Source organism: Halolamina litorea (genome assembly GCF_026616205.1).
GTDB classification, from domain to species: domain Archaea; phylum Halobacteriota; class Halobacteria; order Halobacteriales; family Haloferacaceae; genus Halolamina; species Halolamina litorea.
Map to the genome: position 1 here is coordinate 1558608 of NZ_JANHGR010000001.1, position 14420 is coordinate 1573027.

Annotated in this window: 11 protein-coding genes and 1 tRNA gene; 9 read left to right on the forward strand and 3 right to left on the reverse strand. The window is 67.5% G+C overall.

All coding sequences use genetic code 11. The features are described from left to right. Positions 1 to 6: 6 nt before the first annotated feature. Together NO998_RS08110 and NO998_RS08115 are read right to left on the reverse strand one after the other, a co-directional pair. Positions 7 to 807 (reverse strand): HD domain-containing protein, encoded by an 801-nt coding sequence (locus NO998_RS08110; RefSeq protein WP_267646604.1) that lies wholly within the window; start codon positions 805 to 807, stop codon positions 7 to 9. A 47-nt stretch (positions 808 to 854) separates the two neighbouring features. Next, positions 855 to 1382 (reverse strand): redoxin domain-containing protein, encoded by a 528-nt coding sequence (locus NO998_RS08115; protein ID WP_267646605.1) that lies wholly within the window; start codon positions 1380 to 1382, stop codon positions 855 to 857. A 94-nt stretch (positions 1383 to 1476) separates the two neighbouring features. On the opposite strand from NO998_RS08115, the gene NO998_RS08120 reads away from it, so the two are divergent. The 3 genes from NO998_RS08120 to NO998_RS08130 all read left to right on the forward strand — a co-directional run bounded on the left by NO998_RS08120 (position 1477) and on the right by NO998_RS08130 (position 4729). Then, the gene (locus NO998_RS08120; RefSeq protein ID WP_267646606.1) at positions 1477 to 1749 is read left to right on the forward strand and encodes a Sec-independent protein translocase subunit TatA/TatB; all 273 of its coding nucleotides are present in this window, start codon (positions 1477 to 1479) and stop codon (positions 1747 to 1749) included. A 45-nt stretch (positions 1750 to 1794) separates the two neighbouring features. Next, positions 1795 to 1867, forward strand: a tRNA-Arg gene (locus NO998_RS08125). 291 nt (positions 1868 to 2158) lie between these two features. Continuing rightward, positions 2159 to 4729, forward strand: a complete 2571-nt coding sequence (locus NO998_RS08130; protein ID WP_267646607.1) for a heavy metal translocating P-type ATPase — start codon at positions 2159 to 2161, stop codon at positions 4727 to 4729. A 27-nt stretch (positions 4730 to 4756) separates the two neighbouring features. Here NO998_RS08130 and NO998_RS08135 read toward each other — a convergent pair whose 3' ends face one another. Beyond that, on the reverse strand, positions 4757 to 5350 hold the full coding sequence (locus NO998_RS08135; RefSeq protein WP_267646608.1) for an AsnC family transcriptional regulator: 594 nt from the start codon (positions 5348 to 5350) through the stop codon (positions 4757 to 4759). A 112-nt stretch (positions 5351 to 5462) separates the two neighbouring features. On the opposite strand from NO998_RS08135, the gene NO998_RS08140 reads away from it, so the two are divergent. The 6 genes from NO998_RS08140 to NO998_RS08165 are packed head-to-tail and all read left to right on the forward strand — an operon-like array spanning position 5463 to position 14376. Continuing rightward, positions 5463 to 8879, forward strand: a complete 3417-nt coding sequence (locus tag NO998_RS08140; protein WP_267646609.1) for an ATPase, T2SS/T4P/T4SS family — start codon at positions 5463 to 5465, stop codon at positions 8877 to 8879. Then, positions 8880 to 10913: a type II secretion system F family protein gene (locus tag NO998_RS08145; protein WP_267646610.1), complete on the forward strand. Its 2034-nt coding sequence runs from the start codon at positions 8880 to 8882 to the stop codon at positions 10911 to 10913. It abuts the gene before it with no gap. Beyond that, the gene (locus NO998_RS08150) at positions 10910 to 11416 is read left to right on the forward strand and encodes a DUF7287 family protein (protein WP_267646611.1); all 507 of its coding nucleotides are present in this window, start codon (positions 10910 to 10912) and stop codon (positions 11414 to 11416) included. Before NO998_RS08145 ends, NO998_RS08150 begins: the two co-directional genes overlap by 4 nt. Positions 11417 to 11466: 50 nt before the next feature. Beyond that, on the forward strand, positions 11467 to 12006 hold the full coding sequence (locus NO998_RS08155; RefSeq protein WP_267647201.1) for a DUF7288 family protein: 540 nt from the start codon (positions 11467 to 11469) through the stop codon (positions 12004 to 12006). Then, complete coding sequence (locus tag NO998_RS08160; protein WP_267646612.1) at positions 11994 to 12977, forward strand: DUF7261 family protein; 984 nt, start codon at positions 11994 to 11996, stop codon at positions 12975 to 12977. The genes NO998_RS08155 and NO998_RS08160 overlap by 13 nt, the downstream gene beginning before the upstream one ends. Then, positions 12970 to 14376: a DUF7266 family protein gene (locus NO998_RS08165; protein WP_267646613.1), complete on the forward strand. Its 1407-nt coding sequence runs from the start codon at positions 12970 to 12972 to the stop codon at positions 14374 to 14376. Before NO998_RS08160 ends, NO998_RS08165 begins: the two co-directional genes overlap by 8 nt. Positions 14377 to 14420 lie beyond the last annotated feature (44 nt).

A 14420-nucleotide genomic window follows, 5' to 3' on the forward strand; every position in this document is an offset into this window, starting at 1 on the left:
CCGCCCTCAGAGTTCGATGCGCTCGACGAGGTCGTCGTCGGTCTTAGTGTTGACCGCGACGATGCGGACCGCGTCCTCGATCGTCGAGTCGGTGAGTTTGGCCTTGAGGAGGTTGTCGACCTGATAGACGCCTGCCGCGTTGATCATCTCGATTTCGACCAGCACGGGCTTGCCGTCGCCCGGTTGGAGGCTGACCTGCCGGATCGCCTGGCTGGAGAGGGTGTTGATGCCGCGACCGCCCTCTTCGTAGGGGATACGCGAGCGGCCGTGTTCCATGTCCAGCGCGTCGGCGACACGGATCACGCCCGCCTCCCGGGTCAGCGGCGTCTCCTCGGTGTGGTGACAGAGGATCGCGTGCAGCACCTCCCCCTTGATCCGGACCTTCGCGCCGATATCGTAGAACGGGTCGAGAAAGCGGTCGAGGAAGTCGGCCGCCAGCGGGATCGAGTAGTAGGCGTGGTCGTCCCGGTGAACGACGTGGCCGATGTCGTGCAGCGTCGCCGCCAGCGCGACGATGACCGCCTCGTCAGCCTCGTCGAGGCCCTGCTGACTGGCGCCGTTGAACTCGACGCCGCCGGCTTTCAGCAGGTCGTACAGCCGGAGCGCGCGGTTCCGGACGATCTCGATGTGTTTGCTCCCGTGATCGTTGTACCCCTTGCGCGTGACCGCGTTGACGTTCTGGGCGTCGAGGTACGCAACGAGTTCGGGGTCCTCGATGAGCGCGGGGAGCACGCGGTTGAGCCGTTCGTCGGGGAACGCGTGCCGCGCCTCCGGGTCGTACTCGTAGCTGGAGGAGTCCGTCGCCATAGCCCCACCTCACAAGGGCAACACAAAAAGACCGTCGGGGTGGCCGCTCACTCGGTGGGTTCGGCGCCCACGCTGGTGGCCGCTGCCGCATCGGCGACGGCGGCGTCGACGGCCTCGTAGTCGGGTTCCTGCCCCGAGTCGTCGGCGAGCCACCGGTACGTGATCGTCCCCTCGGCGTCGAGGACGAACACGGATCGTCGCGCCACGTCGTCGATACCGAGGCGCTCGAAGTGGGTCCGGACGCCGTAGTCCGTACAGATCGTGGCGTCGTTGTCGGCGACGAGAGCGAACGGGAGCGACTCCTCCTCCCGGAACGCCGCGAGCGCCCACGGGAGGTCGGTGCTGACCCCCAGCACCGTCGCGTCGCCGTTGGCGAGCGGGCCGAGTCGGTCCCGGAACGTACAGAACTCGGTCGTACAGGTGTTCGAGAACGCGGCGGGGTAGAACGCCAGCACGGTCGGGGTGTCCGTGAGGTAGTCCTCCAGCGGGTGCGGGTCGATCCCGTCGGCGTCGGCGACCGGTGCGGTGAACGGCGGTGCGTCGTCGCCCACGGCGGGCGGGGCGGGGTCGTCCATACCCACGGGTCGGGTGTCTGCGTGATAAGCGCTGGCCCGGCGCCCCGCATATCCAAAAGGCCTATAGTTCGGAGTGGGGTACAGTCGCATAGAGATGTTCCAGATTGCGCCGCTACAAGTACCGATCCCCGGGGGCCCCGAGCTCATCATCATCCTCCTCGTGCTCGTGCTCCTGTTCGGCGCGAACAAGATCCCGAAGCTGGCCCGTTCGACGGGGCAGGCGATGGGTGAGTTCCAGAAGGGCCGTGAGGAGCTGAACCAGGAGCTCGAAGACATGAAGGAGCCGCCGGAGACCTCCACTGACTCGACGACCGCCGAGAGCGTCGAGGAAGAGGAGGAGACCGAGACCGAGACGACCGACAACTGAGCCGGAAGCGCGTTCTTTTGACCCCTGACCCAGTAGCGGCGCTTGGGGCACGTGGCCTAGCGGACAAGGCGAGGGGTTCCTAACTCCTCGATCGTGGGTTCGAATCCCACCGTGCCCGCTGTCTGCGAACGAACGTGAGCAGCAGCGCCACTCGTGGGATTCCGAAGCAGGGAGCGGGAGGTGGGCAAGCGCGGCGATCGAACGGGAGCGATCGTGGTTCGAATCCCACCGTGCCCGTTCACGCGGAACCCACCCACTCCGTGTACGTCGACGATCCCCAACGCCCGGCGACGAACGTCCCTTCGGAGCGGAGTTAACAATTTGTTTCCTCTGAATTGCTAATATGACCCATTTAGACCCCCCGTTTTTAGCAGCGGGGTTATTAACTGAGGGACGACTATCCCGGAGCATGAGCAGTAACGACGAGTCAGACGACGCCCACGATCACGACGATCGGGTGGGCGCCCCCGCGGCGGACCTCGGTGAGGCCGAATCGGTCCAACTCACGGTCCCCGGGATGGACTGCCCATCCTGTGCCGGCAAGGTCGAGTCGAGCGTCCGCGAGATCGACGCCGTCGAGACCGTCGATCCGCAGGTGACGACCGGCACGCTCACCGTGGGCTACGAGGCCGGCGCCACGACGCCGGAGGCGGTCGCAGACCGGGTAGAGAAGGCCGGCTACGAGGTCGAGTCCGGCGTCGGCGAGGCGACGGAGTCGTTCACCGCGCCGGAAATGGACTGCCCCTCCTGTGCCGGCAAGGTCGAGAACGCGATCCAGAGCGTCGACGGGGTCGTGAGCTTCCGTACCCAGCCGACGACCGGAAAGATCGTGGTCACGTTCGACCAGTCCCGCGCGTCCGCCGCCGAGGTGATTCGGGCCATCGAGAACGCCGGCTACGAGATCACCGACTCGACGGTCGACGGCGGCGGCGACGGCGGCGTCGCCGGGGGCGAGAGCGTCTGGCGGAGCACGCGAGCGATCAAGACGTGGATCAGCGGCGGCTTCACCCTCCTCGGCCTGCTGTTGGAGTTCGTCCTCGGCGGGCTGAACGCCGAGCTACTCACGGTCGCCGCCACGGTGTCGCTCTCGACGGCCGACGTGCTGTTCCTCGCGGCCGTCGTCGTGGGCGGACAGGAGATCGTCCGCGGCGGCTACTACTCGCTACGCAACCGCAACCTCGACATCGACCTGCTGATGACTCTCGCCATCGTCGGCGCCGTCTCGGTCAGTCTAGGGTTCGGGGAGGCGCTGTACATGGAGGCCGCGACGCTCGCGTTCCTGTTCAGCGTCGCCGAACTGCTGGAACGCTACTCGATGGACAAGGCCCGGAACTCCCTGCAGGAGCTGATGGATCTCTCTCCCGACGAGGCGACGGTCCAGCGCAACGGGGAAGAGGTCGTCCTCCCCGTCGACGAGGTCCGCGTCGGCGACGTGGTCGTCGTCAAGCCGGGCGAGAAGATCCCCCTCGACGGCGAGGTGCTGACCGGCGAGAGTGCGGTGAACCAGGCGCCGATCACCGGCGAGAGCGTGCCCGTGGACAAAACGCCCGGCGACGAGGTGTACGCCGGGACGGTCAACGAACAGGGCTACCTCGAACTACAGGTCACCTCGGAGGCCGGGGACAACACCCTCTCGCGGATCATCGAGATGGTCGAGGACGCCCAGTCGAACAAGACCCAACGCGAGCAGTTCGTCGAGCGCTTCGCGGGGTACTACACGCCGCTTGTCGTCGTCTTCGCGGTGCTCGTGACGCTCGGCTCGCCGGCGCTGCTCGGGGCGACCCGGACCCAAGCCATCGTCTACGGGCTGACGCTGCTGGTGCTCGCCTGTCCGTGTGCGTTCGTCATCTCGACGCCCGTCTCGGTCGTCTCCGGGATCACCAGCGCCGCGAAGAACGGCGTGCTGATCAAGGGGGGGAACCACCTCGAAGCGATGGGCGAGGTGGAGGCTGTCGCCCTCGACAAGACGGGGACGCTCACGTTCGGGGAGCTGACGGTGACGGACGTGGTTCCGCTGGGCGACAACACCGAGGACGACGTGCTTCGGTGTGCACACGGCCTCGAATCGCGCTCCGAACACCCGATCGGTGAGGCCATCGTCGGCCACGCCGAGGAGCGGGACGTCGACGAACGGTCGGTCGGCGAGTTCGAGAGCATCACCGGCAAGGGCGTTCGGGCCGACCTCGACGGCACCACCCACTACGCCGGGAAGCCGGGGCTGTTCGAGGAACTCGGCTTCGACCTCAACCACGTCCACGCGGCGACCGACGGCGGCGTCGTCACCCGGAAGAGCCGGCAACTGTGTGAGCGAAACGACTGTGTGGACCTCCTCGAGACGGTGGTGCCCGAACTCCAGTCCCAGGGGAAGACGGTGGTCCTCGTCGGCACCGAAGACGAGATCGAGGGCGTCGTCGCCGTCGCCGACGACATCCGCGATGAGGCGGCGGCGGCGGTCGCCCGACTCCACGACCTCGGCGTCGAACACGTCGTGATGCTGACCGGGGACAACGAGCGAACCGCCCGCGCCATCGCTGAGGAAGTCGGCGTCGACGAGTTCCGCGCAGAACTCCTCCCGGAGGACAAGGTCGACGCCGTCACGGAACTGGACGAGACCTACGGCGGCGTCGCCATGGTCGGCGACGGCATCAACGACGCGCCGGCGCTCGCCACCGCGACGGTGGGCGTGGCGATGGGCGCGGCGGGGACCGATACCGCCATCGAAACCGCGGACATCGCGCTGATGGGCGACGACCTCTCGCGGCTCCCGTACCTCTACGAACTCTCGGGCGACGCCAACGGCGTCATCCGGCAGAACATCTGGGTCAGCCTCGCGGTGAAGGCCGGACTCGCGTTGGCGGTCCCATTCGGCTACGTCCCGATCTGGGCGGCGGTCCTGATCGGCGACGCCGGGATGACCCTCGGCGTCACCGGGAACGCGATGCGGCTCTCCCGGATCGTCCCCGAGTCGCTGACGGAGTAGCCGTTTCGTCGTTTCCGCGATGTCCCCCTACTCCGCGCCCGCCTCCATCCGCTCGTAGCGCTCGACGAACCGCGAGCGACAGGAGGGACAGCAGAAGTGGTAGACGTCGTCGCCGAGCCGTTCGGTCTCCCCCTCGCTGTCGACGGTGTTGCCACACTCCGCACAGGTGAGTGCGAACTCCACCCCGCCGAGCGCGGGCGTCCACTCCACGTCGTCGACGACGGTGACCTCCCGGTCACGCACGTCGGCGTCGCCCACCAGATCGTCGAGCCAACTCCGGACGCCATTGGCCCTGGCGCGGCCGTAGAACATGAGTTCCTCGTCGGCGGTGACGAAGAGGTGTTCGACCGCGCTCGCGGTCGCGACCCGCTGGCGGAGCGCCGGCATCGAGCCGTCGGCGACGACCAGTCGGACGAACACCGGCACGCCGGCCCGCAGTTGCGATCGGTCCACGTCGACGGTGAACCGTCGGAGGACGCCGGAGTCCTGAAGCCGCTTGACGCGGTCCGACACCGCCGGCCCGGAGAGCCCCACGTCCTCGCCGATGTCGCTGTAGGACCGCCGGGCGTCCGCCGCCAACAGTTCGATGATCCGCAGGTCGGTCTCGTCGAGGTCGCGCATGGGACCGGGTAGGCGAAGGGGGCGGAAATGGCTTCCCGTCGTGGCGGTCCGATTCGCTCGAACGATAGCTTGAGGGGTGATTTTTTGCGTGCGCAGCGTGACCCAGTAGTCAATGGCTACCGACGAGGCTGACACCACCCCTGCCCTCGAAGGTGAGGTGCAGGAGCGCCCCGATCCCGCCGACGACGCCGTGGGCGGTCAGGAGGCCGTCGTCGGATCGTACACTTGGGACGACTTCCTCCGCGAACACGGCGAGACGACCGCCGCCCGGAAGCTCTACCAGCGCTTCGACGAGACGCCGGGCAGCGAGCGCTGGGGCGAAGCGGACCTGAGCCTCACTCGCGAGGACTGGGACCGAACCGACGTGGACCCCGCCGACTACCTCGGGTTCCCGCCCTGGGAGATCGAGGCCCGCATCGGCGCCGCCCACGGCGTCGCCGCGGACATCACCGACTACTCCCCGCTGATCGGCTACGACGAGACGCCGGTCATCAAGGACATCTACGGCTGGGAGGACTACAAACGGCAGTACTTCTACACCGACGAGGGCGAGGCGCCGACCGACCGCGAGGGCGAACCCGAGACGTTCGACGCCGAGGAGGCACTCGGACACCCGCCGGAGTCGATCGGCGGGACGATGGCCGACTGTAAGCGGGCCGGCGAGGAGCTACAGGAGCTCATCGACGAGCGCACCGTCGACGTGGACGAGGCCGTCGACGAGGACGCCTTCTTCTCGGACACGCAGGGTCGGACGACCGTCGCCAACCGCTACGACCTGGAGAAGACGGTCCCGATGGCGAAGAAGGCCCACTTCCGCGAGGAGGACCGCTACTGGGTGAACAAACCCTACTCCTACGTCGTCATCTTCCACTCGACGAAGGAAAACGAGAAGAAGTACTACGTCGTCCAACCCCACCTGACGGAGATCGAGGACGGCCTCACGGACTACCTGACCGACAAGCTCCGGGCCTCGATCAAGTACGAGGACGAGGGGACCACCGCCGCCGACGAGGACCACCGCCGCTCGGTGATCGAAAACAGGACCCGCGATCTGCTCGACCGGTACGACCTCTACGACGAGCCCGCCGACCCCGAAAACCGCGGTGGGCTCGGCAACACCATCGTGGACAAGTTCGGGCTGGACCCGAACGGCGGCGTCTCCGGCCGCGTGGTCGACCTGCTGGGCTACGATGAGCCCATCGAGGGCATCCGACAACTGGAGGGGATCGAGGTCCGGCCCGAGCCGGCGCTCGTCGAGGAGGACGCCGACACGCTGAACGAGTACCAGGTCGAGAAGCTGCTGTACTACCTCGAACGGGACTTCATCGGCTACGAGCGCATCGACGGCATCAAACACGACATCAACGTCGAGGACATCTCGTGTGACGGCTACAACGCCCCCGTCTTCGTCTACCACTCCGACTACGAGCAGATCATCACCAACGTCTACCACGAGGAGGACGAACTCGACGACTTCGTCGTCAAACTGGCCCAACGGTCGGGCAAGGGCATCTCGAAGCGACGGCCGCAGGTCGACGCCACGCTCCCCGACGGCTCCCGTGCGCAACTGACCCTCGGGCGGGAGGTCTCGGACCACGGGACCAACTACACCATCCGGCAGTTCAAGGACGTGCCGTTCACACCGGTGGACCTCATCAACTGGCAGACGTTCAGCCTCGACGAGATGGCGTTCCTGTGGCTCTGTATCGAGAACCACAAGTCCCTCATCTTCGCCGGCGGGACGGCGTCGGGGAAGACGACGTCCCTGAACGCGGTTTCGCTGTTCATTCCCTCGAACACGAAGATCGTCTCCATCGAGGACACCCGCGAGGTCGAACTGCCCCAGCGCAACTGGATCGCCTCGGTCACGCGACCCTCCTTCAGCGACGACGACAAGGGCGACGTGGACGAGTTCGACCTGCTGGAGGCCGCGCTCCGCCAGCGCCCGGACTACATCGTGATGGGTGAGATCCGTGGTGAGGAGGGCCGGACGCTCTTCCAGGTCATGTCCACGGGCCACACCACCTACACGACGTTCCACGCCGACAACGTCGGCGAGGTGCTCAAGCGGTTCACCACCGAACCGATCAACGTCTCGAAGACGATGTTCACGGCGCTCGACCTCGTGTCGATCCAGACCTCGACGCGGGTGCAGGGCCACAAGGTCCGCCGGAACAAGTCCCTCACCGAGATCAACCACTACGACGCCGAGAACGACGAGATCAACGTGCAGGACGTCTACCAGTGGCAGGCCGAGACCGACGAGTTCCTGAAGATGGGGGACTCGAACACCCTGGACGAGATCATGTTCGACCGCGGGTGGGACCGAGACACGCTCGATCTGGAGATCTTCAAGCGCCAGACCGTGCTCGCTTACCTGATCTACGAGGGGCTCAACACCTACACGCAGGTGGCGGCGACGTTCCAGGCGTTCATCAACGACCCCGAGACCATCCTCTCGCTGATGGCCAACGACATGCTCGAGGCCTCACTGGAGGACCTCCGAGAGATGGAGTCGGTGCTGATCGATATCGACCCGGAGAAAGAGGAGATGGTCCCCCGTCCGGACCCGAACGACGAGATACTCGCGGAGGCGAAGGCGATCCTCGAACGGGCCGAGGAGGAACTGTTCGAGCAGTACCTCGGGGAGACGCCCGACGACGTGGCCGACGCCCTCGCCGACACCGAACCGCAGGGCAACGTCCAGGCGGCCCCCGACAGCGCCGGCGAACTCCCGCCGGCAGCCGAGGAACCCGACGACGACCCCTTCGGCGAGGCGGAGATCAGTCGCCCCGCGCTCGACGAGGAGGCCGAGGGCGACACCGACCCGACCACTCCCGAACTCGAACCCGGCGATGACGAGGACGACGACGCCGGCTCGACGGCCGACGGTGCCGGAACCGAGCGGGCACTCCCCGAGCGCGACGACGGCGTCGACGACGGGAACGACGCCGGCGCCGACCCATCCGAGGAGGTGACGCCGGGCGACCACCCCTCCGCCGAGGACGGAACCGACGCCGGCGAGGAAACGGCCTCCAGCAGCGACGACGGCGACGGGACGGACGCGGAGTACGTCATCGGCGAACCACCTGCGGAACCCGACGACGACCCCTTCGGCGAGCCGCCGGACGGACTCTGGGAGCCGGATCCGGAGTTCGACTCGACGCCCGAACCTGACGAGTTCGACCCGTTCGACGGCTCGTCGGGCGACGAGGAGTACTTCATCGGCGAACCGGCCGACGACGGAAGCGCCGACCGGAACGGCGGATCGGTGGCCGACGACCCGTTCGGGAACCCGCCGGGGCGCGACGACGAACCGCCGGAGCCGACTGACGGCTCCTTCGACGGCGGGTTCGACGGCGGTGGGGGAGACGAGGAGGAGGAGGAAGCGGTCGACGGCCCCGGAGAGGAGTTCGAGGACCCGTTCGACCCGGGTGAGGCCGACGAGGAGGCCGAGGACGACGAAGTCGAAGTGGACTCGTGGGAACTCGACGACGGGGGCGACGGGTTCTGGGAGGGCGAGGAGTAGATGAGTCTCGAACTCGGCGACGGCGCGGGCCGGGACTCCGGCGCGCTCGCCGACGCGTTCTACCCGCTGTACGACCTGCTGTTCGACTCCGACGGCGACATCGTCGCCGACGTGGAGGCCAAACTGGTCGAGGCGCGGATGAACCAGGCGGTCGAACTCTACCTCTCGAAGGCGCTGGCCGTCGGGACGCTGGTGGGCGGGGTGCTGTGGGCGGTCGGCTGCCTGCTGGGTTGGGCGGTGTTCGAACTCGGCTTCGTGGACCCCGACTCGCTCAGCCTCGGTATCCCCGTCGGCAGCGCCGAGACCGCGGCGCTACTGCAGTCGGCGACGGTGCCGGTGGCGGTTCTGCTCGCCGGCCTCGTGTTCGGGAGCGTCGGGTTCGGGATGGGCTTCGGCACGCTCGCGGCGGTACCCTACTCCCGCGCGTCGGGGCGGAAACGCGAGATCAACATGCTGCTTTCGGACGCGGTGTCGTACATGTACGCCCTCTCCGTGGGCGGGCTGAACCAACTCGAGATCCTCGAGGCGATGGCCGACGCCGACGACACGTACGGCGAGGTCGCAAAGGAGTTCCAGAGCATCGTCAACGAGACGGAGTACTTCGGCACCGACTACCGGAACGCGGTGCGCAAACAGTCGATGGAGACCCCCAGCGACGAGCTCTCCCAGTTCCTCACGGACATGCTGTCGATCATCAACTCCGGCGGGGACATGGAGCAGTTCCTCTACGACAAGAAGGAGAAACACATGCGGACCGCCAAACAGGAACAGGAGACCACCCTCGAAACGCTGGAGCTGTTCGGCGAGATGTACATGACCCTCTCGTTGTTCCCGCTCCTGCTCATCATTATCCTCGTGGTGATGAGCATGATGGGCAGCGGCCGGGAACAGCTCATCTACGGCACCGTCTACGCGCTGATCCCGCTGACCGGTGTGGGCTTTCTGGTGATGATCTCGACGGTCAAACAGGACGAGATCGGCGACGGCTACCTCTCACCCGGCGACGGCAACGAACGCCTCGAAGCCACCCAGCGGGAGGGGCTGATCCACCTCGGCCTGATCGAGGCGTTCAAAGGTCGGTTCAGCGTTTTCGACCGCATCCGCTCGCGCGAGGGGAACTACAAGACGAAGGAACTGCTCTCGGCGCCACAGCTCTTCTTCCGTGACAACCCCCTGTTCACGCTGGTGTTGAGCGTCCCGACGGCGGCGGCGGTGGTCGGGATGCTGTTCCTCGACGGCTCGGCGCCGACGGCGTGGGAGGGGATGATCGCGAACCCCATCTGGGGGACGGTCGTCTGGTTCTACATCCCGGCGTACATGACGCTGATCCCGCTCGCGGTGTTCTACGAGTGGAACGGCCTCACCCGGCGGTCGATCACCGGAAAGCTTTCCGAGAACCTCCGGAAGCTCTCGTCGGCCAACGACACCGGGCAGACGCTGCTCGAGTCGATCCAGACGGTCTCGGACACCTCGACGGGGAAACTCGCCGACGAGTTCGAGGTGATGTACGCGAAGGTCAACTACGGGATGAGCCTGCGTGAGGCGATGGTCGAGTTCAACAACAAGTACCACATCCCGCGGCTGGCCCGGACGATCAAACTGATCGCGGAGGCACAGGAGGCCTCCAGCCAGATCACCGACGTGCTCTCGACGGCCGCACAGTCCTCGGAGAACCAGGACGACATCGAGCGCGAGCGCAAGTCCCGAACCCGGATGCAGGTGGCGATCATCCTGATGACCTACCTGACGCTGCTTGCGGTCATGGCCATCCTCAAGACGCAGTTCCTCGACACGATGGCGGGGCTGGGCGGGCAGTCGGGTGGCGGCGAAGCGGCGGGTGCGGGGGGGCTGAGCTTCGGTGCCAGCATCGACACCCAACTGCTCTCGCTGCTGTTCTTCCACGCGGTGACGCTGCAGGCGGTGCTCTCGGGGTTCATCTCGGGCTACATCCGTGACGCCAAGATCATCTCCGGGGTGAAGTTCGTCATCATCCTCCAGACGCTCGCCCTCGCGGTGTGGGTGGTGGTCGTATGAGGACCCCACGGGACGGCGCCGCCGACCGGGGCCAGACCGTCCTCGACTACGCCATCGGGATGGGGGTCTTCTTCATCGCCCTGGCGTTCGTGATCGCCACCATCCCGGGGATGTTCGCCCCCTTCGTCGGCACGGGGGACACGCTGGTCGCGGACCGGGTGGCGACCACCGCGGCGACCGAACGGCTCGGTTCGCCGGACGACCCCTACGTGCTCGACCGGGACTGCACCGTCGCGTTCTTCGAGCAGGTGAACGGCGGCGACGCCGCCCCCTCGAACTGTCGGTTCGACACGACGGCGACGACGCTCAACGGCGTGTTCGGTCTCGACGACACCGAGTCGATCCAACTCCGTATCGAGGACGCCGACCGGCAGCCGGCGACCCTCGACGGCGTCACGCTCGAAGCCGGGGAGGACCCGCCGAGCAGCACCTCCGTCACCACCGCCCGCCGGACGGTCGGGATCGACGGCGCGACCTACTGGCTGGAGGTGCGTGCGTGGTGAGCGACGACGACCGCGGACAGGCCCACACGCTCGAAGCGATCACGGCGGGGATGTTGCTGCTCGCGAGCGTGCTGTTCGCGCTGCAGGTCACCGCGGTCACGCCGCTCACGGGGAGTACGTCGAGTCAGCACATCGAGAACCAACAGGCTGCGCTCGCGGAGGGGGTGTTGGCGGCCGAAGCCGACAACGGCACCGTCGTCCCCTCGTTGCTCTACTGGAACGAGAGCGCGGGGAGTTTCCACGGCGCGCCGGTCGCGGGCTACCACAGCGGCGGCCCGCCGACGGCGTTCGGCCGGGTACTCGACGCGACGCTCCGGGAGCGCAACATCGCCTTCGACGTGAACCTGTTCTACGTCCGTGGCGGCGGCGCCGACCGGGAGCGCCACTCGATGGTCGACCTCGGGTCGCCATCCGATCACGCCTCGGCGGCCACCCGATCGTTCACGCTCTACGACGACGACCGGATCCGGTACGCGAACGGCTCGGCGGGCCCGACGCTGGCTAACGCGACCTACTTCGCGCCCGACGCGGCACCCGACAGCCGGGTGTACAACGTGATCGAAGTGGAGGTGGTCGTATGGCGGATGTAGACGACCGGGGCCAGCTGTTGATCGTCGGCGCGTTCACGTTCGCCGTGATGCTCGTGGCGCTGGCGGTGTTGCTCAACACCGCGATCTACACCGGGAACGTCGCGACCCGCGACGCCGGCCCGGGGACCGGCGAGGCCATCGAGTACGAGGGCGAGGCGGCGACGATGGCACGCGACAGCCTCGGCGCGGTGAACGAGCGCGAGGGGGCAACTTACGCTGACCTCCGTGGGAACTTCACGCGCGCCGTCGACGATTGGGTGGCCATCACCCGCGTTCACGGGGCCACGTCGCTGGCCGGCGGCGGGCTCGAGCCGGTCGGTGACCCGACCCGGGGGACCCTGATCGAACAGCCGAACGAGCGCAACTTCACGAGCGCCGCGACCGCGCGGAACTGGACGGTCGCCAACGACAGCACGGTCCGGGCGTTCCGGCTGAACGTTACACAGGACTCCCTCGAGACCCCCCCGGACGGTGACCTGGTCGACATCATCTTCGGCGAAGACGAACGGCCGAACTACTTCCACGTCCGGATCGACGACGGCGCCGAAACGTGGCGGATCTACTTCGCCCGGGACGCCAACGACAGCGTGAGCGAGGACGTGACCCTCTCGGTCGACCACGACGGCAGCAGCGACGCCTGCTCGGCGCCGGCCGACAACGGCACCGTCGCCGTCGACATCACCGGCGCCGAACTCGGGGGGAGTCACTGTGAGCCACTCGAGAACATGACGACGGCTCTCGACGACTCCTACACCGTCTCGTACCGCAACGGCGTGAACGGGACCGGTACCTACTCGCTGGTCTCGAACCGGGCGATCGGCCGCCTCGACACCGGCGCCGACACGACCGGGGCGAACGACCCGACCGCCGAGCGCGCACTCTACGACGCGACGTTCCGGGTGACGTGGCGCACCGCGGACGTGTACTACCAGTCGGAACTCCGGATCGCCCCGGGGGAGGCAGATGACTGACGGCCCGCCGGCGCCCGAACCTGGGGCGTCGCTCCTCGACGACGACCGGGGCGTCTCGGTCACGCTCGGCTACGTGCTGACCCTCTCGATCACCGCCGTCATCGTCGCGGGGCTGCTCGCCGCCGGCGGCTCGTTGATCGAGGACCAGCGTCGGATGGTGGCGGCGGACGAACTCTCAGTCACGGGCCAGCAACTCGCCGTCGGCTTCGGCGAGGCCGACCGCCTCGCCGGCACGACCGACGACGGCACCGTCCGAGTGAACGTCGACCTGCCGAGCGGCGACAACAGCGACTACACGCTCCGGGTGGTGAACCACCCGACTGCGGCCGGCCAGCCCGCGCGGGCGACGGTCGTTGCCAGCGCCGACGGCCTCGAAGTGTCCCGCAACGTCAGCTTCCGGACCGCGGCCCCGGTCGCCAACCGAACGGTGCCGGCCGGCCCGGTCACGATCACGTACACCGACAGCGACGGCGACGGCGAGCGGGAACTCGTCCTCGCCGAACGACGCCGTATCGCGCCGGATCCCCTCGATCCCGCCGGCTTCGGTCACGAGGAGGTCGTCTACGTGGACGCGGACACGGGCGAACTCAGGAGCGTCGCCCCCGACAACACGATCACGAACTACGGCGTCGGGGCCAGCGCTATCGGGCCCAAACAGGTGGATCTGGACGGCGACGGCCTGCGGGAGGTCCCGTTCGTGAACAGCGCGAACGAACTCCGAGTCGTCGACGCCGACGGGGAAACCCGGACGCTGGCGACCGACGCCGCGACCGCGTCGCTCCAGAACGGCTACACGTCGATGCTCGCGGTCGGGGAGTGGAACGGGTCGACCAGCGTCTTCTACATGAACACCTCCGACCTCGGCGGTGACGACGAGGCGACGATCTATCGTGTGGGCATCGACGGGGCCCCACGGAAGGTCACCGTCGCGGGGAACGGCGTCGAGGCAAACGCCATCGCCGGCATCGGCGACGTCAACGACGACGGGGACGCTGACCTCGTCTTCGTCGGCGGCTCACAGCGGGTCCGCTACATCGACGACGACACCATCACCGACACCAGCCAGGGCGTCGACGCCGACGTGGCGATGGGGGTGGGCGCACCGCGGACGTTCGCGAGCGGCGAGGTCGACCGCGTGCCGTTCGTCTCGAGCAACAACGTCCGACTGCTCAGCTACGTCGGCGGGAGCAGCGACGTTGAGGACCTCACCACCGGCGGCGTCGCCGCGCCGACCTACGTCTCCGGGATCGACTGGGTCGGCGACGGCGCGTTAGAGGTCGTCTACGTCGACAGCGGCTCCGGAACGCTCCAGTACGTGACACAGAGTGACACCGGCGGGACCGTCTACGGTCCCGACGGGAACGTCATCGAGGTCGACGAGAGCGTGGGGGTCGCATGAGCCGGGATCGACGGGTGGGACTATCCGTATGGGGGTCCTACTGA